Below are 23,534 nucleotides of genomic sequence, written 5' to 3'. Positions count from 1 at the left end.
GTTCAATCCTCGGCGTTAGGCCACCCGCCCAAACCCGAACAGCTCCTCCAGCGGGTGCTTCCGCCGCGCGATGCGGGCCCGCAGCAGCTGCGCGCCGATCATGGAATAGGTAATACCGTTGCCGCCGTAGGCCATGGCGAAGTGCACCCGGGGGCCCCATTGCGCGTGCGGGCCGAAGAACGGCAGGCCGTCGGCGGTCTCGGCGAAGGTGCCGGCCCAGGAGAAGGCGGGCACCGGGTCCAGCCGTGGGAACCAGTGCCGCAGCTGCTTCATCAGCTGGTCGGCCTTGCGCTGCACGCGGCGGTCGCGGCGGGCGGGGATATCGATGGCGTCGTCCAGGCCCCCCACCAGCAGCCGGTGGTCGCCGGTGGCGCGCAGGTACAGGTAGGGCCGTGCGCTTTCCCACACCATCGTGTTCCGTAGCCGCCCCAGCAGGTCCGTGTCGATGGGATCGGTGATGAAGGCATAGCTGCTGCGGTTACGGGCCACGCGCTGCTGCAACCACTGCTGGTTGGCGTAGCCCATCGCCAGCACCACATGGCGCGCACGCAGGGTGGCACCGTCTTCGGTGCGAGCGCTCACGCCACGCGTGCTGGGCGTGAGCGTATGCAGGATGGTGCGGTCATGCACGTGGCCACCGCGCCGGCGCACACGCTGCAGCAGCGCGTAGGTCAGCCGGTACGGGTCGACGCGGGCCGCCTGCCGGGTCAGCAGGGCGCCGCCGCCCGCCACGTCGAAGCGCTCGCGCAGCGCGTCCGGCCCCAGCCAGCGGGCATCCAGGCCGATGCTGCGGCGGGCATCGCCTTCGGCCATCAGGCGTGGCACGTCGCGTGTGCGGCTGGCCAGGTACAGGCTGTCCAGCCGCCGGAAATCCACGTCCTTCAGGCCGTGCGCCACCTCGCCCAGCGCCGGGATCGCCTCGGCACAGGCGAGGTAGGCCGACGCCGCCGCGTCATGGCCGTAGCGCTGGGTCAGTTCCAGCAGGTGCGTGTCGATCTCGTACTGCAGCAGCGCCGTGCTGGCGGCGGTGCTGCCCCAGCCGATGTCGCGCTGCTCGATCACCGCAACATCCTGGCCATGCCGGGACAGCTCGTCGGCGATCAGCGCACCGGTAATGCCGCCGCCGACCACCAGCACGTCGCAACGCAGGTCCTGCTGCAGTGGCGGGAAGGCGTGGATCAGGCCGTTGCGTACCGCCCACCACGGGTAGCCACTCTTGAGGTCCATGGCGGTGGTGGCTCAGGCCGTGGGCTGGCCGGTATGCGGGGTCTGGATCAGTTCGGACAGATCGAAGCCCTGCAGGCGTGCGGCCGCCAGATAATGGTCCTGCACGGTGGCGTCCAGGCGGGGTTCGCGGGCCAGCAGCCACAGGTACTTGCGATCGGGGCTGCCGACCAGTGACACGCTGTAGTCCGGCGCAACCTGGATCACCCAGTAGTCGCCCTTGGCGAACGGCAGCCAGCGCAGGCCCTTGGGCAGGAAGCTGACCTCCAGCCGCGCGCTGTCGTTGTCGATGGCGCAGGCTTCGCCGCTGGCCTCCTCGATCTCACCGTCCATGCGGCAGCGGTTGGTGACCCCGACGTTGCCGTTGTCGAGCAGGGTGTAGTGCGCCGACACATCGGTGCAGCCCTCCGGTTCGTGGCGCATGGGCAGGCGCGCGATCTCGTACCAGGTGCCCAGGTAGCGGGGCAGACGCAGGTCGGCAACGGTCTTCAGGGGCGGCAGTTCGGTCATCGTTGGGCAGGGCTGTGCAGGGGCCCCCACGATGCCGATGGCCCTGCCACGGACGGGTGAAGCCGGGGCGATGGCCGTGTCCAGAACGTTGCGTCGCCCCGGCGCTGCGTCCGCTGTCACCGGCGCGGCGGTATCCTGCCACCAGCGCCGGTCTTTTCCGTTCCAACCGAGGTGGAGGTGCCGATGTACCAGGTGATTCTGTTGAAGAGTGAATCCGCGTTCGCGCGCGAGCAGTGGCCACAGGTCGATGACCTGGTGGATTACGAAGGCGTCAGCTACAGCCTGCGTGCCGGCCCGCGCCAGCCGCTGCCCACCGACCACGACTGGCACCCGGTGGCGGTGTATGCGCCGGATGAGATCACCGAGGAAGAGTTCCAGGACTGGTATGCGCTGCAGCAGCCCACAGTGGAAGAGCTGCGGCTGAAGTACTGATGCTGGCGATGGGGCGTGTGACCGCGTAGATGGGTAGCGTCGAGCTTGCTCGACGGCTTTTCGCCCAGATCGCACACCCCCGCGCTGCGCGCGATAGTCGACCAGCGGTCGACTCTACCCAGCGGGCCCCTTCCATCCCAGCAATGGGTGCTGCCGCGTAGCGTCGAGCTTGCTCGACGGCTTTTCGACCAGATCGCAGAACCCCGCGCTGCGCGCGATAGTCGACCAGCGGTCGACTCTACCCAGCGGCCCTGTCCGTGCCGGAAATGGGGGTTGCCGCGTAGCGTCGAGCTTGCTCGACGGCCCTTCCATCCGCCCTTTACCGGCTCTGCCGTATAGTCGCGCGCAGGCGCGGTGGTCCGCGTGAACCGGTGTGGCTGGCTTGTCTTCCTTCCTGCAATTGATCCGTAAACGGGGGCCCTGGCTGGCCCTGCTGCTGTGCAGCGTCTTCCTGTTGTCCGCGCCGGTACTTGCGCAGGATGAGGACCCCACGCCCAAGCAGCAGCTGGCGGACATCGATGCGAAGCTGAAGGACGTTGACCGCAAACGCGGTGATGCGGAGGCCATCGAAACACTGGCCATGCTGTCCGAGGACGCCTCGAAGGCACGGCGTGACGCCGAGGCACTGGAAAAGGCGCTGCAGCCGCAGAAGGATCGCCTGGACGAACAACTGGCGCAGCTGGGCACGCCTGCCGAAGGCGTTACCGAGCCGCCCGAACTGGCAGCGCAACGACGCACCCTCACCAAGCAGCGTGACAACCTGGCCGCCTCGGTCGCACAGGCCAAGGCCAGCGCCGTACGCGCGCAGCAGCTTGCGACCGACATCGATCAGCAGCGCACCGCACAGCGCACCGAAGAACTGGGCCAGAAGGTGGCCTCGCCGTTGTCGCCGGCATTGTGGAGCAACGTCGCCGAGCGCTTGCCGATCGACATCGCGCGCGTCGCCCCGCTGGCCGAGCAGGGGCGCGCTGCGCTGGTAGCCGGCATCGCCACCCATGGCTGGGGCACCCTGCTGCTGGGCGTGGTGGTGGCACTGGTGATGATGTTCCCGCTGCGTCTGTGGCTGCGCACGCTGGGGCGGCGCTTTGCCGCGTCCGAGCGTGCGCCCGATGGCCGCCTGCGCCGTTCCGGCCTGGCCATGTGGCTGCTGCTGGTGGGCACGCTGCTGCCCGGCTATGCGGTGGTGGTACTGATGGCGGCATTGAAGGCCATCGATGCGATCGCACCGCGCCTGCAGGTGGTGGCCGACGGCCTGGAGACCGCGACCTTCCGCGCCGCCTTCATCGCCGCACTCAGTGCCTGCCTGCTGGTGCCCAAGCGCCCATCGTGGCGCCTGTTGAACCTGGATGACACCGCCGCACTGAAGCTGCGCAAGTACGCCTGGGGCGCGGCAGCCCTGGCCTGGCTGAGCACGGTGCTGGTGGCGATCGACCAGGCCACGCGCACCAGCGATGTGACCACGGTGGCGCTGGATGGCCTGATCGCGCTGACCTACCTCGGCCTGATCATGGCCATGCTGGTGACGCTGGCCCGCCTGCACCGCCGGCAGACCGCCGAAGCCGAAGCCAAGCTGGAGGCACAGGCCGACGGGCAGGGCGCGAGCACGCCAGTGCGGCGCAGCAGCTGGCTGGTGCTGGCCCGGGTGGCCGGCAACATCGCGGTGGTGGCCGCCATCGTCGCAACGTTGCTGGGCTACCTGAACTTCGCCAAGTTCGTGAACCAGCAGCTGATCGGCGGCAGCATCGTGGTGCTGGCCGCGACCCTGCTGTTCAAGTTCGTGGATGACCTGAGCACCTGGATGCTCAACGCCGACAGCAAGGTCGGCCAGACCATCCTGCTCAGCACCGGCCTGAGCGTCTCGCGGCTGGAGCAGGCCGGCGTGCTGCTGTCGGCGGCGCTGCGTACGGTGGTCGTGCTGCTGGCACTGCTGGCGCTGGTGGCGCCGTTCGGCAACATCGGTGCGGTGGTGGAGCGTTTCGCTTCGCTGCTCACCACCGGCATTCCGCTGGGCGGCACCACGTTGAAGCCGATGGGGATCGTGCTGGCGGTGCTGGTGCTGCTGGCCGGCCTGGCCGTCACCCAGCTGGTGCAGCGCTGGCTGACCGATACCTACCTGCCCAAGACCGAGCTGGATCTGGGCGCGCGCAATTCGGTGAGTACGGTCGCCCGGTATCTGGGCATCATCATCGCCGTGTTCTGGGCGCTTTCGGCGATGGGCCTGCCGCTGAGCAAGCTGGCGTTGCTGGTCAGCGCGCTGTCGGTGGGTATCGGCTTCGGCCTGCAGGTGATCACCCAGAACTTCGTGTCCGGCCTGATCCTGCTGGCCGAGCGTCCGGTGAAGATTGGTGACTGGGTGAAGCTGGGTGACCAGGAAGGCGACATCCGCCGCATCAGCCTGCGTTCGACCGAGATCCAGGTGAGCGACCGGTCGACGCTGATCGTGCCCAATTCCGAGCTGGTCACCAAGACCGTGCGCAACATGACGATGGGCAACAACCAGGGGCGCATCCAGATCCAGTTCGCAGTGCCGCCCAGCACCGATGTCGGCAGCCTGCGCGATGCGCTGTTGCAGGCCTACGCCGCGCATACCAACGTGCTGAAGCAGCCGGAGCCGTCGGTCTACATCGACAGCATCGCCGGAGGGCAGATCACCATCAACAGTTTTGCCTATGTGGCCAGCCCGCGGCAGGTGTATGCCACCCGCAGCGATCTGTACTTCAGCCTGCTGCAGATTCTGGCCGAGCGGAACATTCCGCTGTCGACGCCGACCGACATCCACATCACCCGCGACCCGCAGGATTAGGGGGCTCTGCTGGGCTACGCCCTGCCCTCGCGGTAGTGCCGGCCGCTGGCCGGCAACATCCATCCGGGGTCAGATTCGCTTTCCGCAGGAAAACGGATCTGACCCCTTCCGCCGAGCGTATCCACGCATGGCGTGGATCTACCCGCGCGGTCGGCTGCGCGAGGGCACCAGTGCGAAGGTATCCACCGCCAGCTTCTCGGCATGGTTCAACCACGCGCGGATCTCCAGATCGTCCACTTCGTGGTCCAGCCCGAACGACACGTTGATCTTGCCGTCCGCATCAGGCAGCACCCACTGCTGGGCCAGCACCACCTTGCGCTGCGAGGACACCGCTTCGATCCAGAAGCCGCGATCCGGGCGCGTGCTCGCCACCAGCTGCAGCATGTACTGGCCGGCACGGGTGCGACGGCCCTTCTGGGTGATCATGTGCGCCTGGCGCACGCTCGGGCGTGGGCCCTGGAACGCATCCAGCGGCGCATCCACGGCGATGCCGCCACGCAGGTCGTTGTCGCGGTACAGCTTGATGCCGTTATCGCGGTTGACCAGCAGTGCACACCAGTCGCCATCGGCCGAGCCATCCTCGAACGCGGTACAGCGATCGACATAGGCCAGCGTGTTGTCCGGGTCCGCATCATCGAACTGGCGTGAGGTGTTCTCCAGGTACACCGACTTCAGGCCCCAGTTCTTGTCGTACTCCAGCAGCACCGGCGGCTGCACCTGCTGCAGGCCGACCAGCACCTGGTCGTCGCCGTTGATCTTCAGTTCGCGGGTGGGCTCGCCCAGCCACAGCGAGCGGGCGAAGGCGAGGTACTGCGGGTAATCGCGGCCGCCCTCGCGGCGGGTGGCCACGCTGGCGCTGGGCGCGCGCTGTGGGTCGATCAGCGACCGGCCAAAGCCCATCGTCTTCAGGTTCGGGTCCAGCAGGCTGAGCAGGGTGGCGCCCGAATCCAGCGTGGTGCCGGCGTCGCTGGCCAGCTGCCGCGGGGCAATGCCATCGCCGAGGAACAGCAGCAGGTTCTCGCGCTTCTGCTGGGTCAGAATGTGGCTCAGATCGTTGGGCATGGCCAGATGATCGGAGGCGATCACGATCAGCGTGTCCTTGCCGTACGGGCTGGCCTGGATGCGCTGCACCAGCTGCGAGATCAGCCGATCGCTGCATTTCAGCGCGTTGAGCATGTTGATGTTGCCGTACGGGCCCTGGTAACGCTGGCCCTTGCAGGCCACCGGCAGATGCCCGGCCGGGTGATGCGTATCCATGGTCAGCGTGGTCAGCATGAACGGTGCCCCCTCGCGCGACAGCTGCTCAAAGCGCTGGTAGGCCGTATCCAGCAGCACGTCGTCGTGCACGCCCCACGGCGAGTAGTGCACGCGGCTGATCTTCTTCTGCTGCTTGAACCAGTCCAGATCGTGTACTTCGTCGAAACCGTGGCTGGCCAGGAACTGGCCCTTGCCGGCGAAACGGCCGTTGGCACCGCCCAGATAGTGGTTGGTATAGCCCTGCTGCTTCAGGTAGTCGCCCAGGCACACCGCCTTGGGCAGGAAGCTGCCCATGCGGTCCATGCTGTTCTCATCGCCCTGCGAGGTGGTCAGCGGCACGCCGCACATCGACGACACCAGCCCGGCGATGGTCCAGCCGCTGCCTTCGGCCGAGGCCAGCCCGCGCACGTCCAGCGATCTGGCGGCCAGCCGGTTGAGGTTGGGCATCAGGCCGGGAAACACCGCCTCGTCCAGATAGGTGCGCTCCAGGCTTTCACCGTAGATCCAGACGATGTTGCGCGGGCGCTGCAGCGGCTGCGTCGGTACCTGGTATTCAGGGGCGATGCGGGCGAAATCGACCGGGCGCAGCTGCTGGTAAAGACGCTGGCCGTCGCGGGCCAGCGGGCTGATCATGACCGTGGCCAGCCACACGGCCGCGAAACCGGCAAACCATGCACCGCCCGGGCCGGGCCGGCGCCAGCGCTTCACCCGCGTGGCAAACAGCGGCAGCAGCGAGACCAGCGCCAGCACGATGAAACCGGCGATATAGCCCTTGAAGTCGGAGACGCCGGCGCCCTCCATGTCCGCGCCGAGGTGGTACAGGGTGGCGGCGTTGAGCCCATCACCCGAGAGCTTGTCGATCAGCCACCACGCGCTGAGCATGAGCAGCAGCAGCGAGAATGCAGCGGCCTTCCACCACACCCACTTTGCGGACGCGAGGAACAACCAGCACAGCAGCAACAACGACAGCAGCAGTATCCAGAGCATAGGCAGCTTCGGCAGTGACGGGGTGGTGGCGATGGACGTCGTACCGACGCGTGTCCATCCGACCGGCGCTGCCGCAAGCACATACACATGACAGGCCGATGACCCGATAGTGCATGCACGAACCTGACTGAAATGTTTGTTGAAATGACGCGCGCGAAATCGCGCTCAGAAGGTAAAACGAGCGTGAAAGGCTTCGTTGGATTGCATTAAAAACCGCATGAATACGGCGGTTTGTTCTACGTCAGCGATGGCCCCGTTCTTCGCGTGCACGCGCGCGACGATCGAACAGCAAGGCGCTGGTCACGATGCCCAGCCCCAGCACCACGCCGATCAACAACAGCACCAGCGCGATCAGTGGATAGCCGAACAGATGCCATCCGGTGTCGATCTTCATCATCATCGCAGCGGCCATGATCAAGGCAGCACTGATGATGCCGGCGGCCACGCGGTTGGCGATCTTCTGCAGATTCTCCATCAACCGCGATTCTTCCAGCCCGGTCACTTTCATCTGCAGGCGGTTCTCGGCCAGCAGCGCCATGATGTCCGACAGCTTGCGCGGCCCGTCGCGCAGCAGCTGCTGCAGTTCCATCGCCTCGCTGGCGATGTTGGCCGCCGACAGCGATTTCTTCAGGCGTGCGCGCATCACGTGCTGCAGCTGGCGCTCGACGATGCGGCGTGTGTCCAACTCCGGCGCCAGCAGCCGGCACACCGTTTCCAGGTTGAGCAGGGCCTTGCCCAGCAGGCTCAGTTCCGGTGGCGTGCGCAGCCCACAGGCGGTGGCGATGCGCACCATGTCCAGCACCACGCGGCCTTCGGAAAAGCTGCCGCTGGCCGCGTAGCGTGCGATCAGCTGGCCGGTTTCGCGCAGGTAGCGCTCTTCGTCGAACGCTTCCAGTCGCGTACTGATGCTGATCAGGTCATCGGCCACTTCCTCGCCACGGCCATCAACGGCGGCGAACAGGATCTTCAGCAGGCGTTCGCGCAGGCGCGGCGGCATGTGCGCGACCATGCCCAGGTCGAAGATCGCCAGGCGCCCGTCGGGCATCACCCGCAGGTTGCCTGGATGTGGATCGGCGTGGATTTCGCCGTGCACGAAGATCTGGTCCAGGTAGCCGCGGATCAGCGCGGCCGCCAGCGGGTCCATCGATTGTTCGGTGCGGCGCACGCCGGGAATCGCATCCACGCGCACGCCGGTGGCCAGCTCCATGGTCAGCACGCGCTGGCTGCTGTAGTCCCAGATCGGCTGCGGCACCCACAGCCGGCGGAAGGGCTTGAGGTGGCGGCCGAAGCGCGACAGGTTCTCGGCCTCGGCGTGGTAGTCCAGCTCCTGCATCAGCGTCTTGGCGAACTCGTTGAGCCAGTCGCGCAGCCGAACGCGGCGGCCGACCTGGGTCAGATGGTCGGCCGCCAGCGCAAAGCTGCGCAGCGCTTCAAGGTCCGAACGCACCTGTGCGGCGACCTCGGGCTTCTGCACCTTCACCGCGACCTGGCGGCCATCGTGCAGCACCGCGCGATGCACCTGGGCCAGCGATGCGCACCCCAGTGGCTCGGGATCGAACGCGGCGAACAGCTTGTTCACCGGCGCCCCCAGCTCCTGCTCGACGATGGCGTGGATGCGCTCGACCGGTACCTCGGCCACCTTTTCCTGCATGCGCTCCAGCGCGGTGGCGAACTCCACTGGCACCATGTCCGGGCGCGTGGACAGCATCTGGCCCAGTTTGACGAAGGTCGGCCCCAGCGCTTCCAGGTCGCTGACGAACTGCTCCGGGTTGCCATCGGCCGGCACGTCGGCGTGGTTGCTGGCCGCGTCCAGGTTCATGCCCGAGAACACGCCCGAATGGCGGTAGCGCATCAACAGGCGCAGGATCTGGCTGCGCCGGTTCATGCCCTTGACCAGCGGAGGATTGCCAGCGGCGGTGGGCGGGTTGCTCAAGCGGAACTCCCATGCGGCGAAGACGGGGTAGTACCGGCCGCTGGCCGGCAGTGTGCGGGTCCTGCAGTGTCGCCGGGGCAGGGTAGGCACGCGGTGAACTCGCCGGCTTCCGCAGCGGCCCCGGTATCGGTCAGAATCCGCTCATTCCCTCTCTTGGACGCCCCATGGCCGGTGCCAGCCTGTTTGCCCTGCTCGACGATATCGCTTCCCTGCTCGACGATGTCTCGGTGCTGACCAAGGTCGCTGCCAAGAAGACCGCGGGCGTGCTCGGCGACGACCTGGCGCTGAACGCGCAGCAGGTGACCGGCGTCAACGCCAACCGCGAGCTGCCGGTGGTCTGGGCGGTGGCCAAGGGCTCGCTGGTCAACAAGGTGATCCTGGTACCGGCGGCGCTGGCGATCAGCGCGCTGGAGGCGTGGCTGCATGGCCGCGGCTGGAACGTGCCGCTGATCGTGCCGCTGATGATGATCGGCGGTGCGTTCCTGTGCTTCGAGGGCGTGGAGAAGCTGGCGCACCGCTTCCTGCATTCCTCCGACGACGATGCCCAGCGCCAGGCCGAGCGCCGCAAGGCGCTGGCCGACGCCGAAGTGGACATGGTGGCGTGGGAGAAGGACAAGGTGAAGGGCGCGATCCGCACCGACTTCATTCTTTCGGCCGAGATCATCGTGCTCACCCTGGGCGTGGTCGCCACTGCGCCGTTCACCAATCAAGTGGTCACGCTGGCGGTGGTCGCGCTGGCGATGACGGTGTTCGTGTATGGGCTGGTGGCGGGCATCGTCAAGCTCGACGACGTCGGCCTGTACCTGTCGCGCAAGGGCGGTGCCCTCGCCGCGTTCGGTCGTGGCCTGGTTGCCTCGGCGCCGTGGTTGATGAAGTTCCTGTCGGTGGCCGGCACCATCGCCATGTTCCTGGTCGGCGGCGGCATCCTGGTGCACAACGTGCCGGCGCTGCACCACGCGGTGCAGGCGATGGGCGGCGAAGGGTCGTGGGGTTGGCTGATCAGTGCCGCGGCCAACATGGTGGTGGGCATCGTCGCCGGTGCCATCGTGCTGGCGGCGGTGACCGGGTTCCAGAAGCTGCGCGGGAAGTAACGTGTAGAGCCGAGCCCACGCTCGGCTGTTCTACGGCGCTCCGCGCCGCCGCTAGCGGCGGTTTCGTCGAGCTTGCTCGGCGGCTGTTTGCGGGGAAGAAAAGCAGTCGAGCAAGCTCGACTCTACGCAAGGGTCATTCAACCCGCCTGCACCCGGTTCTTGCCCTGGCGCTTGGCCGCATACAGCGCATCATCGCCGGTGCCATCGTGCTGGCGGCAGTGACCGGGTTCCAGAAGCTGCGCGGGAAGTAATCTGTAGAGCCGAGCCCACGCTCGGCTGCTCTACGGCGCTGCGCGCCGCCGCTACCGGCCGTAGCGTTGAGCTTGCTCGACGGCTGTTTGCGGGGAGGAAAAGCAGTCGAGCAAGCTCGACTCTACGCAAGGGTCATTCAACTCGCCTGCACCTGGTTCTTGCCCTGGCGCTTGGCCGCATACAGCGCATCATCGCCGGTGCCATCGTGCTGGCGGCAGTGACCGGGTTCCAGAAGCTGCGCGGGAAGTAACGTGTAGAGCCGAGCCCACGCTCGGCTGCTCTACGGCGCTGCGCGCCGCCGCTACCGGCCGTAGCGTTGAGCTTGCTCGACGGCTGTTTGCGGGGAGGAAAAGCAGTCGAGCAAGCTCGACTCTACGCAAGGGTCATTCAACCCGCCTGCACCCGGTTCTTGCCCTGGCGCTTGGCCGCATACAGCGCATCATCGGCGCGCCGCAGCAGCGCGTCGGCATCGTCGCCGGGCTGCCATTGCGCCAGGCCGGCACTGAAGTGCACCGGCACGCGCCGGTCCTGCACGGTCAGCACGCGGTGCGCCAGCGAGCGCTGCAGGCGCTGTACGGTGGCCATGCTGTCGGCCCCTGGGTTTCCGGCAGCACCAGTACGAACTCGTCGCCACCCAGCCGCGCGATGCCATCGGTGGCGCGCAGCAGCAGCTTGCACACGCTCACCAGGTGCTGCAGCAGCGCATCGCCGCCAGCATGGCCGTGCGCATCGTTGGTCTGGTGGAAATCATCCAGGTCGATCACCGCCACGCCCAACGGCGAGTGATTGCGCGCGGCACGCGCCAGCTCGCGCTGCAGCAGTTCGTCCAGACCACGGCGGTTGAGCGCCTGGGTGAGTGGGTCGATGCGCGCCAGATCACCGGCCGCGCGCAGTTCCTGCTCCAGTTCGACAATGCGCTGTTCGGCACGCTCCACTTCCTGCCGCGCGTTGGCCAGGTGGTCGCGGGCCTGCGCCGCCTGCTGCTGCACCTTGCCGGTGTCGCGCATCACGTCCTGCAGCAGCTGGTTGAGATCGGCGATGCTGCGCGCCTCACGCAGCTGCAGCGCGTAACTTCCGATACGGTCGTGGTATTCACCGGTGCTGGTGGCCATGCCATCCATGCGCTCGATGAACTCGCCCATCAAGCCGCGCATCGCCGCCTTCGAATCGTCGATACCCTGGCGCAGCAGCCCCTGCTTGTAGATCACCTCGCGCAGCTCGGCGCGGGTGCGCTCCACCGCTTCGGCTTCCAGCGGACCATCCAGCAGCTGGCGCACCGCGGCGATCTGGCCCTGCAGCCAGCTGCGGTCATCCAGCAGCTCGCTGACGTTCTCCAGCAGCAGGGCGAACAGCTCCAGCAGCAGCGCCTGCTGCTCCTGCCAGCTCTCGGCACGCACGCCCACCTGGTGGCCAAGTTCGCGCACGCCCTGTTCGATCGGTTCCAGCGCGGTACCCGGTTGCCACTGGCGCAGGCGCGTGGCCAGCGCCTGCGCCTGCTCGCGCAGGTCCGGGTCGTGCTGCAGCAGGGCGACGACCGCGCCGCCCAGCAGCAGGCGCAGCTGTTCGGACAGGCGCAGGCTTTCCGGCTGGCCGTCCGGCGAATGCTGCTCGATGGTACGGATGTACTTGTCGATCAGCTGCCGCATGGCCCGCCCATAGCGCGGCCAATCGGCGCTGGCCTGTGCCGATTGCAGGCGGTCGCCCATGTCACCCAGTTCGCCGGGCAGGGTGGCCATGCCATTGGCGAACGCGGCCAGCAGCGGCTCCGGCGCATCGGCGCCGGCGAACAGCTGCTGCAGGGCCACGCCACCGCCGCCCTGCAGTACCACGCGGTCACCCCGCCCATCGTCGGCCACCGCGCGCACGCGTGCCGGCGGCCCAAGGGCGGTACCGGGTGCGGGGCGGGGGTCGGGCTGGTCCGTCATGGAGCGAATCCTGGGGTTGGCAGGGGCAGGTTCCAGCATATCGGCGCGGCCGCCGATCGCTTGAACGGCTAGGATGGGCGACAGGATGCCGCAGTGGAGGTGGTGATGCGCGTGATGTTGCTGGGGGCGACCGGCCTGGTCGGCGGGCTGACCCTGTCCCGGCTGCTGGACGACCCGCGTTGCAGCGCCGTGGTGGCGCCGACGCGCCGGCCGCTGGTGCGGACCCACGGGCAGCTGGAGAACCCGGTGCTGGCCTTCAACGCATTGCCGGACGCACCAGAGTGGGCCGGTGTGGACGCGGTGATCTGCGCGCTGGGCAGCACCATGGCCCAGGCCGGCAGCCGCGAGGCCTTCCGCCGCATCGACCATGACTACCCGCTGGCGTTCGCCCGCCTGGCACGGGCCCAGGGCGCACGCACCTATGTGCTGAACTCCGCGGCGGGTGCCGATCCGCAGTCGTCGATCTTCTACAGCCGGGTGAAGGGTGAGCTGGAGCGCGATCTGGCCACGCTGGGCTTTGATTCCCTGACCCTGGTTCGCCCGGGGCTGATCGGCGGCGAGCGCACCGAGGTGCGCCGTGGCGAGCGCCTCGCGTTGAAGGTGCTGGGCGTGCTGGGGCCGGTGCTGCCGCGTGCGTGGCGGATCAATCCGGCCACTGAAATCGCCAAGGCACTGGTCGAGGCGGCGCTGGTACCGCAGCCGGGCCAGCATGTGGTGGCATCGAGCGCGCTGGTCGGCTGACAGGTAGCGCCGAGCTTGCTCGACGGCTTCTGCCTTTTGCTTTTCGCTCTTCGTAGCGTCGAGCTTGCTCGACGGCTCTTCGCGAACAGCAGTCGAGCAAGCTCGACTCTACCAAGGCAGGTGCCAAGGCAGCCGATCGCCGCGCTTGGCCAAAAAACGCCGGGCATTGCCCGGCGTTTCCTGTGTTTCAGAGAGGGTGGCCGATCAGCTGGCCAGCGCCAGGTCGTCCATCATCGCGCGCAGGAAGCGTGCGGCTTCGCCGCCGGTGGCCGCGCGGTGGTCGAAGGTGACCGACAGCGGGATCACCTTGTGCGCTTCCACGCCGCCCATCACCGGGGTCATCTGGTGGCGGGCACGGCCGGCACCGACGATGGCCACGCACGGCGGCACCACGACCGGGGTCGCGTAGCGGCCGGCGAACATGCCGAAGTTGGACAGCGAGATGGTGTAGCCGCTCAGTTCCGAAGCGGCGATCGAACGCGATTCGACCTGCTCGCGCAGGCGGTTCACGCCCTCGCGGATGCCACGCGCATCGAGCATGTCGGCATTGCGCAGCGCGGGCACGAACAGGCCATCGTCGGTGTCCACGGCGATGCCGATGTCCACCTGGGCGTGCAGGGTGCGGGTCAGCGCTTCACCGTCGAACCAGGCGTTCATCGCCGGCACCTTCTGCGCGGCCACCACGATCGAACGCACCAGGCGTGCGGTGACGTCGTTGCCCGGCAGCCAGGCATGGATGTCGGCGTCGTCGTTCAGCGTGGTCGGCACGACCTTGCTGTGCGCATCGGCCATGACGCGGGCCATGTTGCGGCGCACGCCCTTCAGCGGCTCCGGCTGGCCCTTGGCGACCACGCCCGGCGGCTGGGTGCGCATCGGCTTGCCGGCGGCAGACAGCGGGGTGCGGGCTTCGCTCTGCACCGGGGCAGACACCTGCGCCGGGGCCGGGGCGGCATACGCGGCGGCAGCGACCGGCGCCGGCGTAGCGCCGAGCTTGGCGGTGCCGTTGGCGGCGGCCTGCTTGACGTCGGCCATGGTCACCGCGCCATCGGTGCCGGTGGCAGGCACGCGGCTCAGGTCCACGCCCAGCTTGCGCGCCATCGCACGCACGGCCGGCACGGCCTTGACGCCGCCGACGGCCAGCGCCTGCTCGGCGTGCACGGCGTTGGAGCTCTGCATCGCGCCAACCACGGTGCCGGCGTCATCACGCTCGGCGGCAACCGGCTTGGCTTCTGCAGCAGCCACCGGAGCGGCGGCGGTCGGCAGCGGCGGCGGGGTCGGTGCGGCGGCCGGCGCGGCATGGCCGTGGCTGTGGCCGGTGTCCTGGCCATCAGCGCGCTGCGGCAGGTTCGGGTCCAGTTCGAAGCTGGCCAGCACCGAGCCGGTCGGGATGATGTCGCCGGCGCCGCCGGACAGCTTCAGCACCTTGCCGGAGAACGGCGAGGGCACTTCGACGACGGCCTTGGCGGTCTCCATCGAGACCAGCGGCTCGTCCAGCTTGATCACATCGCCTTCCTTGACGAACCACTCGACGATGGTCGCGTCCGGCAGGCCTTCGCCCAGGTCGGGCAGGTTGAAATTCTTGGTCTGGCTCATTTGCAGTTCTCTTCCAGCAGTTCCAGTTCGCGGGCCGGCAGCCAGCCCGTCGCGCCATTGGCGCGCTCGGACCACCACCACCCACCGTGTTCGTGATGAAGCTTCACCATCTCGCCGCTTTCCACATCCAGCTCGCGGGCGTCGTAGTCGCACAGGGCTTCGGCGCGACCCTCGTCCAGCAGCTGCAACCAGGCGATGGGCGCCCATCCAGCGCGCCCATCGTTGGTGCGTACCCAGGCAAACGCCGGCCATTCCTCGTCACGTACACCGACTTCGACGATCTGGCCGGCGCGGAACCGGAGCGGGTTGGGATACTGGCTGCGGTAAGCCCCCAGAAGGCGGGCCCGCATGTCAGCCGGCCGCCACCGCGCGCTTGGCCGCCGCCACGATCCGCTCAACGCTCGGCAGGTACTTCATTTCCAGGCGGAACAGCGGAATGTGGGTGTCGTAGCCAGTAACGCGCTCGACCGGGGCCAGCAGGTCGTAGATCGATTCCTCAGCCAGGCGCGCGGCGATCTCGGCGCCGAAGCCCGCGGTCTTCGGGGCCTCCTGCACGATCACGCAGCGGCCGGTCTTGGCCACCGACTCGGCGATGGTGGCGAAGTCCAGCGGACGCAGCGTGGCCACGTCGATCACTTCGGCACTGATGCCTTCGCCGGCCAGCTTGTCGGCCGCTTCCAGCGCTTCCTTCACCTGCGCGCCCCAGGTCACCAGGGTCACGTCGGTGCCGTCGCGCAGCACGAAGCACACGTCCAGCGGCAAGGCTTCGCCGTCGTTGACGACCACTTCCTTGTACTGGCGGTAGATGCGCTTGGGCTCCATGTAGATCACCGGATCCGGTTCGCGGATCGCGGCCAGCAGCAGGCCGTAGGCGCGCTGCGGCGAGGACGGCAGCACCACGCGCAGGCCCGGCACGTTGGTGAAGATCGCCTCGTTGGCTTCGCTGTGGTGTTCCGGCGCGCGGATGCCACCGCCCCACGGCACGCGCAGCACCATCGGGCAGTGCAGGCGGCCACGGGTGCGGTAACGCAGGCGTGCGGCGTGGCAGACGATATGGTCGACCATCGGGTACATGAAGCCATCGAACTGGGCTTCGGCCACCGGCTTCATGCCCTGCGCGGCCAGGCCAATGGTCAGGCCGGCGATGGTGGTTTCATCCAGCGGGGTGTCGAGGATGCGCTCGGCGCCGAAGCGCTGCTGCAGGCCGGCGGTGGCGCGGAACACGCCGCCGTTGACGCCCACGTCCTCGCCCAGCACCAGCACCGACGGGTCGTGCTCCAGCTCCCAGGCCAAGGCCTGGGTGATGGCTTCGATGAGGGTGATCGGCGTGGTGGTCATGCTTTCTTCTCCGCGCGCGATGGCAGCGCTGTCGGCGGCGTTGGTGTGCGCGCCGGGCGCGCCGTTCTTGATCTCATCCATGGCGCTTCTCCAGGGCGATCGCCTGGGCACGCTGGGCCAGCAGGTCCGGCGGCGGATCGGCATACAGGAAATCGAACATCGCCTCGACCGGCTGCACCGGCGTGTTGAGGTACAGGTTCACTTCCTCGTCCACGCGCGTGCCGCACTCGGCAACCCAGGCGGTTTCTTCTTCTTCGCTCCACACACCAGCGTTGATCAGGTACTTGCGCAGGCGCAGCATCGGTTCGCGCTGCCAGGCATCCTTCACCTCGGCGTCGTCGCGGTAGCGGCGCGCGTCATCGGCGGTGGTGTGGTCGGACAGGCGGTAGGTCATCAGTTCCAGCACGGTGCCACCGTCGCCGGCCAGCGCACGTTCGCGCGCCTGTTCCATCGCGGCGAGCACCGCGATCAGATCGTTGCCGTCCACCTGCAGGCAGTGCAGGCCACCGGCCAGGCCCTTCTGCGCCAGCGTCTCGGCACCGGTCTGGGCCGAACGCGGAACCGAGATGGCCCAGCCGTTGTTGACGATGCACAGGATCAGCGGCAGCTTGTAGGCGCCGGCCGAGTTCAGTGCTGCGTAGAAGTCGGTCTTGGAGCTGCCGCCGTCACCGCACACGGCCACGGCGATCTGCGCTTCCTTGTTGAGCTTGAACTTCAGCGCGGCGCCTGCGGCGTGCAGGCACTGGGTGGAGATCGGCACGCAGAACGGGAAGTCCTTGGCCGCGTTGCCACCGTAATCGTTGCCGCGCTCGTCGCCGCCCCAGTACATCAGCACGTCGTGCGGGCGCACGCCACGCATGAACATCGCGCCGTACTCGCGGTACGAAGGAGCGAACACGTCGTCCTTCTGCATCGCAGCGCCGATGCCCACGTGCGCCGCTTCGTGGCCCAGGCAGGCGGCATAGGTGCCGAGCTTGCCGGTGCGCTGCAGCGCGATGGACTTGCTGTCGAACGTGCGTACGAACAGCATCTGCTTGAACAGCGGTACCAGGACCTTGGGGTCGCGCAGCGACGCGGGCAGGTCATCGCGGACGAGCTTGCCGTCCGCGTCCAGGTACTGCAGGTATTCGATCTTGAATTCAGCGGCAACCGTCATTGCGTACTGCACCTTCGACAGAGAAGTTACAAATGATATGAATCGCCATGTTAAGGAACGCGTACGGAATAGCCTTCCTGCGCCGCAACACGGCGATTCCCCGTTTTACCCCTGCCGGCGGGTGGGGGCCAATAACAACAGCGTATTCAGTCGTTGCTGCAAAGCATCAGAATACGCCTCTGGCTGACCGCCAGCGCAACGCCCTGATCGGTTCCACGCGCAGCCCCGGCATCGGCCGATGCTCCACGGCCAACCGCACGCCCCGGTATGGACCCGGCGGCTGCCAGCGCGGCGGCAACGCGCTACCCTTGCCGCCCCTGATCTGGTCCCACCCATGTCCGTCGACAACAACCAACGCGACCTCGAAGCCGGCATCCACACCGATCTGCACGGGCGCCTGACCTACGGCGGCTACCTGCGGCTGGACCAGCTGCTGAGCGCGCAGCAGCCGCTGTCCAACCCGCCGCACCACGACGAGATGCTGTTCATCATCCAGCACCAGACCTCGGAGCTGTGGCTGAAGCTGCTCGGCCACGAACTGCGTGCGGCGATCGGCTTCCTGCAGCGCGATGAAGTCTGGCAGTGCCGCAAGGTGCTGGCGCGCAGCAAGCAGGTGCTGCGCCAGCTGACCGAGCAGTGGTCGGTGCTGGAAACGCTGACCCCTCCGAATACATGGGTTTCCGCGACGTGCTGGGCCCGTCCTCGGGCTTCCAGTCGCTGCAGTACCGCTACATCGAGTTCCTGCTGGGCAACAAGAACGCGCAGATGCTGCAGGTGTTCGAGCACGATGCGGCCGGGCAGGCGCAGCTGCGCACGGTGCTGGAGGCGCCCAGCCTGTACGAGGAATTCCTGAAGTACCTGGCCCGCTTCGGCCATGCCGTACCGGCCGTGTATGAAAACCACGACTGGACCCAGCCGCATGTGGCCGACGACGCCCTGCAGCCGGTGTTCGAGCGCATCTACCAGGACACCGACCGCTACTGGCGCGAATACTCGCTGTGCGAAGACCTGGTGGACCTGGAGACCGCCTTCCAGCTCTGGCGTTTCCGCCACATGCGCACGGTGATGCGGGTGATCGGCTTCAAGCGCGGCACCGGCGGCTCGTCCGGGGTGGGCTTCCTGCGCCAGGCGCTGGAGCTGACCTTCTTCCCCGAGCTGTTCCAGGTGCGCACCACCCTGCAGGCTGCGCCCCCGGCAGAGCTGGGCTGACCCGCATTCAGCTTGGACCCCGACAGGTGGCTGGATCGTTTCAGATGCAAGTTCAGCGAGCAGGCTGGCACCTGCCTCAAACGGCGTGTATTTGACGTGAACGCCACAAGTCGGTGATCCTCGCGCGTTGCTTCAACTGCACATCGGACGTGCTCGTCATCCACCGAACCAGGAAACCCGCATGAGCGTAAACGCCACTGCGAACACCCCGGAGCCGGCGCTGCCGGACTTCAAGACCACGCTGGGCCACCCGCGCCCGTTGTGGATGCTGTTCATGACCGAGTTCTGGGAGCGCTTTGCGTTCTACGGCATCCGCTGGGCCTTGGTGCTGTACATCGTCTCCCAGTTCTACAGCGGCAACGCCGCCGGTGAGGGCGACGCCAGCCGCATCTACGGCGCCTATCTGGCGCTGGTGTACGCCGCGGCCATCTTCGGTGGCTACGTCGCCGACCGGGTGCTGGGGTACCAGCGTTCGATCCTGACCGGTGCGATCATCATGGCCGCCGGCCTGTTCATGATCTCGCTGCCGCAGGAGCACATCTTCAAGCTCGGCCTGGCCACGATCATCGTCGGCAACGGCCTGTTCAAGCCCAACATCTCGACCATGGTCGGCAAGCTGTACGGGCTGAAGGATGAGCGCCGCGATTCGGGCTTCACCATCTTCTACATGGGCATCAACATCGGCGCGATGATCGCCCCGGTGCTGACCGAGTACCTGGCCCGCAAGGTGTTCGGTACCTCGGAAATGCCGTCGTACAAGGTGGTGTTCATCGCCTCGGGCGTGGGCATGCTGATCTCGCTGGTGTGGTTCTACATCGGTCGTGCCGGCCTGAAGGGCATCGGCGCACCGCCGGCCGGCGCCGAAGGTTTCGGCCGCATCATCATGGTGCTGGTCGGTGCCGTGATCGCCATTCCGGTGGCCTACTTCCTGCTGGCCACCGGCGCCACCGCGCTGGCCTGGATCCTGGGCGCGATGTTCACCGCGCTGGCCATCCTGCTGCTGGTGGAAGGCATCCGCGAGGGCAAGGTGCAGCGCGACCGCGTGATCGCCATGCTGATCATCTTCGCCTTCAACGTGATGTTCTGGATGTTCTTCGAACAGGCCGGCAGCTCGTTCACCTTCCTGGCCGAGAACATCGTCAACCGCCAGATGGGTGACTGGACCTTCCCGACCGCGTGGTTCCAGTCGGTCAATTCGGTGGCGATCATCACCCTGGCACCGGTCATCGCCTGGATCTGGGTGGCCCTGGGCCGCGCCAATCCGTCCATCCCGCGCAAGTTCGGCCTGGGCCTGCTGTTCAATGGCGCCGCCTTCGCCCTGCTGATGTACGCCCTGTCGCAGATGGTCGTGGACGGCAAGATTCCGTTCTGGACCCTGTTCATGGTCTACGTCATCCAGTCGGTGGGCGAGCTGTGCCTGTCGCCGATCGGCCTGTCGATGGTGACCAAGCTGGCCCCGGTGCGCCTGGTCGGCTTCGGCATGGGCGGCTGGTTCCTGTCCACCGGCATCGGCAACAACCTGTCGGGCATCTTCGCCGGCGTGGTCAGTGGTGAAGGCGGCATGACGGTCGAGTCGGCCCTGAAGGGGTATACCTTCGGGTTCTGGGCCCTGATCGGCTCCGGCGTGGTGCTGTTCCTGATCGCCCCGCTGATCAACAAGCTGATGCACGGCGTCAAATGATGATGAGAGGGTAGAAGGCATGCGCATGAAGCTCGGTGGTGCAATGGTGGTGGTCTGTGCGGCGCTGATCGGCGCCTGTTCCCAACCGCAACCGCCTGCCGCCGCCGAGCCCACGCAGCCTCTGGATACCCGACCCACCGAGCCACCGGTCGCTGACCCCAGCGAACCGGTGGCCTCGGGCAACACCCCGGTGGCGGCGGACATCGCCGCCATCGCCGGGCTCGGCGCGCAGTTCGACCCGGCCCGCAACCCCGCCGACGACCTGGCCACCGCCAAGGTGGAAGCCCAGCGCGGCAAGAAGCGCATCCTGCTGGAGGTCGGCAACGCCGCCTGCGACCGTTGCCACGCGCTGGATGAGATCGTGGAAGGCAACGGCGACCTGCGCCGCTTCCGCGATGCCCACTACGTGTGGGTGAAGGTCAATGCCAGTGACGAACAGCCCAACACCGCCTTCTTCGCCCAGTTCCCGGTGATGGAGCGCGACTATCCGCACCTGCTGGTGCTGGATGCCGACGGCAGCCTGCTGGTCTCGCAGGCCACCGCCGAGCTGCGTCGGGGCGAAGCGTTCCAGCCCGCGCGGGTGAGCGCCTTCCTCAAGCAATGGGCACCTGCCCGGTAGTGCCGGCCGCTGGCCGGCAGGCTCTGGTGGGTGCCATCTGCTGGCCACCAACCTGGTGGGTGCCGACCGTTGGTCGGCATTGAGGCACATCCACGCCTCGCGTGGCTCTACTGCGCGCGCCGTCACACTCCCTGAATCGGTATCTCAACTTCGCAACGCGCTCGCCGTTACCGGCAAGGACCTCAGTCGACATCCCGTCGATGCCCCCTACCGGAACGCCCATGCACAGCGACCACGCCGAACGATTGCCCGAACCCGCCAGCGACCTGGCCGAGGCCGGAGCAGGCGAGGGCGTGACCCTGCCGCCGCAGGAAGCACTGCTGGATGACGCCGGCACCGGCGCGGACACGGTTGAACTGGCGCCGCCCCGCCACCGCCTGCCGCAGATCGCGCTGCCCGACAACGTGGTGCTGAAGGGCGCGGTGCAGAAACTGGTGGAGCAGAAATCGCGACTGGACGCGTTGGCCGCCGAGGGCCAGCTGGCCGGCCTGCTGCCGCCGGAATGGCAGGGCCACGGCGTGCGTGCGATCGAACTGTCCACCTTCATCCAGGGCGTGCTGCCGTTCCTGCAGCCGGGCGAGCGCGGCGAGACCGCTCCGGCGCGCCTGCCGGTGCGCCATGTGCTGGGCGACGACAGCCGCTGGGGCCTGGCCGATGCGTCCGAACCGAAATCACTGGCGTGGTACCTGGCCAGCGACGAGCGCGCCACTGCCGGCAGCAAGGACGTGGCAGAAGCCTACCTGGTCGGCGCGCTGGGCCTGGCGTGGATGCAGGAAGGGCGCAGCCGGCCCGGCTTCCTGCGCGCGATGGGTCAGGACAGCCTGGCCGCGCGGGTGACCATGCTGGGCTATCCGCCGGCCAGCGAACTGGCGCTGTACAGCGTCACCGCGCACGGCCAGCCGCAGATCTGGTGCGTGCATGGCCGCCGCCGCATGCGGCCGCTGGTGGCACCCTGGCTGAGCGTACCGCTGCTGACCGCCTATGGCGTGCCGGCGCCGGCGGCGTGGCCGACCACGTTCCCGCCGGTGGACGCGGTGGCCGAACTGCTGGCCGCCGCGCGACTGGGGCGCGCGCTGCCCGAAGTGGATCTGGGCAAGGCGGTGGCGAAGATCGCCGAGGACGCCGCCTCCGAAGCCTGGCAGCCGGTCAGCCTGCTGCAGCTCAACACCTGGTCGCCGCGCTGGCACTTCTTCCTGGGCACCTTCGTCGGCCTGCCGTCGCTGCTGCTGGTGGCTGCGGCCCTGGCGTTGCCGGGGGCGGTCGAAGCGGCCACGGTTGCCGCCTCGCTCGGCTTCGCCGGCGGTGCCATCGCGGCACTGGCGGTGCCGTGGATCCATGCGCGGCGCAAGCATCTGAGCTGACTCCGAGCGCCCCGGGGTTGGATCCCTTTCCGCAGGAAAGGGCGCTGCCCCCACCGAAGCCGCACCGGCGAGTCGCCATCCACGCGTGGCGTGGATCTAGCGTGGGCCGGGTGTTGCCGTATGCAGGCGTTCCCGGGCCCGCTCCAGCGCGGCCTGCATTTTCTGCCTGAGGACCTCACGAGCGGGCAGGGTGGTCAGGTATTCCGCAACGTGGATGCCCGACCGGTCCAGCTCCAGCAGCTCGATCTGGCCTGCCTTCTTCCCGGTACACAGGATGATGCCCAGGGGCGCCTCCTCTCCCTCCTCACGTTCGTACCGGTCCAGCCAGCGCAGATAGAGTTCCATCTGTCCTTTGTAGGCAGGCTTGAACTCGCCGATCTTCAGTTCGACAGCCACCAGCCTGCGCAGGCGGCGGTTGTAGAACAGCAGGTCCAGATGGAAGTCGTCATCGTCGATCTGGATGCGCTTCTGGCGGGCGACAAAGCTGAAACCCGCGCCAAGCTCGAGAAGGAATCCCTGCATTTCCCGAAGAATCGCCCCTTCCAGGTCCTGCTCGTCCCAGCTGTCCTTCAAGCCCAGGAAGTCCAGCACATAGGGATCGCGGAGCACCAGGCCCGGGGAAATCCGTTGGTTGCTGCGCAAGGCAGCCAGCTCATCGGCAATGGTCTGTTCGGGCTGGCTGGACAGTGCCGTGCGTTCGTACAGCATCGAATCGATGCGCTGGCGCAGCGTGCGCACACTCCAGCCTTCGGTGGCGGCCATCTGCGTATAGAAGTCGCGCTTGAGCGGATCGGCAAGCGGAATCAGCGCGATGAAATGCGTCCAGCTCAATTGTCGTACCAGTGATACGACAATCTGCTCATCCGCGAATGCGTTGCAGAACTGCACCATCCTGCGCAGGCTCTTTTCTCCGAAGGACGTGCCGAACTCGGCGGTCAGCGCGGCAGCGATCCGCCGGAAGGCAACGTCTCCGTAGCGCGCCCGATGGCCTCGCAAGAGGTCTGCCTGGATACGGCGTCCAATCCGCCAGTAGAGCAGGGTCAACTCGGCGTTGATGGTCCTGTGCATCCTGCTGCGCGCAGCGCAGATCAACGTTCTGAGGTCCGCCAGCAGCGCCTGGGCAGGCAATAGCGTGGAAGGCGTGTCATCCATGGCAAATCCAGCCTTGTTGGAAGCGAGGCACGGCAATTGCCGGCACTACGCACACCGTCATGCCGCAAAGGCGGGCGGTCCAATAGACAGATCTGTTGAATCAGGCTGCTTCGATACACGCGCTCATGAGGTCGGGCGCTATAGGCCCGATGTCGGCACGTTGATAGACCAAAGCGACAAGGGCGGTCGACATCAGCGGGACGCGTGTCCTTCCGCAGGCGCCCATCGCGGTTGGCCCACGGCGTGTCCTGGATGTCGGGGGCGGAACCG

At 67.4% G+C, this 23,534-nt stretch carries 16 protein-coding genes and 2 pseudogenes; 8 read left to right on the top strand and 10 right to left on the bottom strand.

Going from position 1 to position 23,534, the window contains the following annotated elements:
* Positions 1 to 15: 15 nt before the first annotated feature.
* Together N4G47_RS18120 and N4G47_RS18115 are read right to left on the bottom strand one after the other, a co-directional pair.
* A complete protein-coding gene (locus tag N4G47_RS18120) occupies positions 16 to 1,227 on the bottom strand; it encodes an NAD(P)/FAD-dependent oxidoreductase (RefSeq protein WP_475289236.1) in 1,212 nt (403 codons plus the stop codon).
* A 12-nt stretch (positions 1,228 to 1,239) separates the two neighbouring features.
* Positions 1,240 to 1,734, bottom strand: coding sequence for a lipocalin family protein (locus tag N4G47_RS18115; protein ID WP_107232880.1), 495 nt, complete (start codon positions 1,732 to 1,734; stop codon positions 1,240 to 1,242).
* Between the two features lie 183 nt (positions 1,735 to 1,917).
* Between N4G47_RS18115 and N4G47_RS18110 the strand changes: the two genes are divergently transcribed.
* Together N4G47_RS18110 and N4G47_RS18105 are read left to right on the top strand one after the other, a co-directional pair.
* Positions 1,918 to 2,166, top strand: coding sequence for a hypothetical protein (locus tag N4G47_RS18110; protein ID WP_006474562.1), 249 nt, complete (start codon positions 1,918 to 1,920; stop codon positions 2,164 to 2,166).
* Between the two features lie 373 nt (positions 2,167 to 2,539).
* Positions 2,540 to 4,969 carry a DUF3772 domain-containing protein gene (locus N4G47_RS18105; RefSeq protein WP_475289233.1) on the top strand — a complete coding sequence of 810 codons (2,430 nt, stop codon included), beginning with the start codon at positions 2,540 to 2,542 and terminating at the stop codon, positions 4,967 to 4,969.
* Positions 4,970 to 5,107: 138 nt separating this feature from the next.
* Here the strand turns inward: N4G47_RS18105 and N4G47_RS18100 are convergent, their stop codons facing one another.
* Together N4G47_RS18100 and N4G47_RS18095 are read right to left on the bottom strand one after the other, a co-directional pair.
* Positions 5,108 to 7,213 carry a phosphoglycerol transferase I gene (locus N4G47_RS18100; protein ID WP_475289230.1) on the bottom strand — a complete coding sequence of 702 codons (2,106 nt, stop codon included), beginning with the start codon at positions 7,211 to 7,213 and terminating at the stop codon, positions 5,108 to 5,110.
* A gap of 241 nt (positions 7,214 to 7,454) precedes the next feature.
* Entirely contained in the window at positions 7,455 to 9,098 is a 1,644-nt protein-coding gene (locus N4G47_RS18095) for an ABC1 kinase family protein (RefSeq protein WP_249844939.1), read from the bottom strand.
* Positions 9,099 to 9,310: 212 nt separating this feature from the next.
* On the opposite strand from N4G47_RS18095, the gene N4G47_RS18090 reads away from it, so the two are divergent.
* Complete coding sequence (locus tag N4G47_RS18090) at positions 9,311 to 10,237, top strand: DUF808 domain-containing protein (protein ID WP_475289227.1); 927 nt, start codon at positions 9,311 to 9,313, stop codon at positions 10,235 to 10,237.
* A gap of 639 nt (positions 10,238 to 10,876) precedes the next feature.
* Here N4G47_RS18090 and N4G47_RS18085 read toward each other — a convergent pair.
* Positions 10,877 to 12,414: pseudogene (locus N4G47_RS18085) on the bottom strand (GGDEF domain-containing protein).
* A gap of 105 nt (positions 12,415 to 12,519) precedes the next feature.
* On the opposite strand from N4G47_RS18085, the gene N4G47_RS18080 reads away from it, so the two are divergent.
* Entirely contained in the window at positions 12,520 to 13,155 is a 636-nt protein-coding gene (locus N4G47_RS18080) for a Rossmann-fold NAD(P)-binding domain-containing protein (RefSeq protein ID WP_475289225.1), read from the top strand.
* Between the two features lie 204 nt (positions 13,156 to 13,359).
* Here N4G47_RS18080 and N4G47_RS18075 read toward each other — a convergent pair whose 3' ends face one another.
* Genes N4G47_RS18075 through pdhA form a run of 4 tightly spaced genes read right to left on the bottom strand, consistent with a single transcriptional unit; the run spans position 13,360 to position 17,242 of the window.
* A complete protein-coding gene (locus N4G47_RS18075) occupies positions 13,360 to 14,748 on the bottom strand; it encodes a dihydrolipoamide acetyltransferase family protein (protein ID WP_475289223.1) in 1,389 nt (462 codons plus the stop codon).
* A complete protein-coding gene (locus tag N4G47_RS18070; RefSeq protein ID WP_107232888.1) occupies positions 14,745 to 15,098 on the bottom strand; it encodes an SH3 domain-containing protein in 354 nt (117 codons plus the stop codon). The genes N4G47_RS18075 and N4G47_RS18070 overlap by 4 nt, the downstream gene beginning before the upstream one ends.
* Before the next feature lies 1 nt (position 15,099).
* A complete protein-coding gene (locus tag N4G47_RS18065) occupies positions 15,100 to 16,167 on the bottom strand; it encodes an alpha-ketoacid dehydrogenase subunit beta (RefSeq protein WP_181358752.1) in 1,068 nt (355 codons plus the stop codon).
* Complete coding sequence (gene pdhA, locus N4G47_RS18060; RefSeq protein ID WP_107232889.1) at positions 16,160 to 17,242, bottom strand: pyruvate dehydrogenase (acetyl-transferring) E1 component subunit alpha; 1,083 nt, start codon at positions 17,240 to 17,242, stop codon at positions 16,160 to 16,162. Before pdhA ends, N4G47_RS18065 begins: the two co-directional genes overlap by 8 nt.
* Positions 17,243 to 17,576: 334 nt before the next feature.
* Here pdhA and N4G47_RS18055 point away from each other — a divergent pair.
* From N4G47_RS18055 to N4G47_RS18040, 4 genes and pseudogenes are all read left to right on the top strand, one after another.
* Positions 17,577 to 18,451 (top strand): annotated as a pseudogene (locus N4G47_RS18055) (tryptophan 2,3-dioxygenase).
* Between the two features lie 181 nt (positions 18,452 to 18,632).
* Complete coding sequence (locus N4G47_RS18050; RefSeq protein WP_107232891.1) at positions 18,633 to 20,132, top strand: peptide MFS transporter; 1,500 nt, start codon at positions 18,633 to 18,635, stop codon at positions 20,130 to 20,132.
* Positions 20,133 to 20,151: 19 nt separating this feature from the next.
* Positions 20,152 to 20,751, top strand: coding sequence for a thioredoxin family protein (locus tag N4G47_RS18045; protein WP_475289220.1), 600 nt, complete (start codon positions 20,152 to 20,154; stop codon positions 20,749 to 20,751).
* Positions 20,752 to 20,972: 221 nt separating this feature from the next.
* Positions 20,973 to 22,112: a hypothetical protein gene (locus N4G47_RS18040; protein WP_475289218.1), complete on the top strand. Its 1,140-nt coding sequence runs from the start codon at positions 20,973 to 20,975 to the stop codon at positions 22,110 to 22,112.
* Positions 22,113 to 22,208: 96 nt separating this feature from the next.
* On the opposite strand, the gene N4G47_RS18035 is transcribed toward N4G47_RS18040, so the two are convergent.
* Complete coding sequence (locus N4G47_RS18035; protein ID WP_475289216.1) at positions 22,209 to 23,264, bottom strand: PDDEXK nuclease domain-containing protein; 1,056 nt, start codon at positions 23,262 to 23,264, stop codon at positions 22,209 to 22,211.
* Between the last annotated feature and the right edge of the window lie 270 nt (positions 23,265 to 23,534).

This window comes from Stenotrophomonas sp. GSD10, assembly GCF_056172695.1.
This window is presented reverse-complemented; position numbering and strand designations above follow the sequence as displayed.

Coding starts and splice junctions, on each gene's coding strand:
- N4G47_RS18070 (WP_107232888.1), bottom strand. CDS start 15,098: ATGCGGGCCCGCCTTCTGGGGGCTTACCGCAGCCAGTATCCCAACCCG.
- N4G47_RS18115 (WP_107232880.1), bottom strand. CDS start 1,734: ATGACCGAACTGCCGCCCCTGAAGACCGTTGCCGACCTGCGTCTGCCC.
- N4G47_RS18045 (WP_475289220.1), top strand. CDS start 20,152: ATGCGCATGAAGCTCGGTGGTGCAATGGTGGTGGTCTGTGCGGCGCTG.
- N4G47_RS18095 (WP_249844939.1), bottom strand. CDS start 9,098: ATGAACCGGCGCAGCCAGATCCTGCGCCTGTTGATGCGCTACCGCCAT.
- N4G47_RS18110 (WP_006474562.1), top strand. CDS start 1,918: ATGTACCAGGTGATTCTGTTGAAGAGTGAATCCGCGTTCGCGCGCGAG.
- N4G47_RS18035 (WP_475289216.1), bottom strand. CDS start 23,264: ATGGATGACACGCCTTCCACGCTATTGCCTGCCCAGGCGCTGCTGGCG.
- N4G47_RS18120 (WP_475289236.1), bottom strand. CDS start 1,227: ATGGACCTCAAGAGTGGCTACCCGTGGTGGGCGGTACGCAACGGCCTG.
- pdhA (WP_107232889.1), bottom strand. CDS start 17,242: ATGACGGTTGCCGCTGAATTCAAGATCGAATACCTGCAGTACCTGGAC.
- N4G47_RS18040 (WP_475289218.1), top strand. CDS start 20,973: ATGCACAGCGACCACGCCGAACGATTGCCCGAACCCGCCAGCGACCTG.
- N4G47_RS18080 (WP_475289225.1), top strand. CDS start 12,520: ATGCGCGTGATGTTGCTGGGGGCGACCGGCCTGGTCGGCGGGCTGACC.
- N4G47_RS18075 (WP_475289223.1), bottom strand. CDS start 14,748: ATGAGCCAGACCAAGAATTTCAACCTGCCCGACCTGGGCGAAGGCCTG.
- N4G47_RS18090 (WP_475289227.1), top strand. CDS start 9,311: ATGGCCGGTGCCAGCCTGTTTGCCCTGCTCGACGATATCGCTTCCCTG.
- N4G47_RS18100 (WP_475289230.1), bottom strand. CDS start 7,213: ATGCTCTGGATACTGCTGCTGTCGTTGTTGCTGCTGTGCTGGTTGTTC.
- N4G47_RS18050 (WP_107232891.1), top strand. CDS start 18,633: ATGAGCGTAAACGCCACTGCGAACACCCCGGAGCCGGCGCTGCCGGAC.
- N4G47_RS18065 (WP_181358752.1), bottom strand. CDS start 16,167: ATGGATGAGATCAAGAACGGCGCGCCCGGCGCGCACACCAACGCCGCC.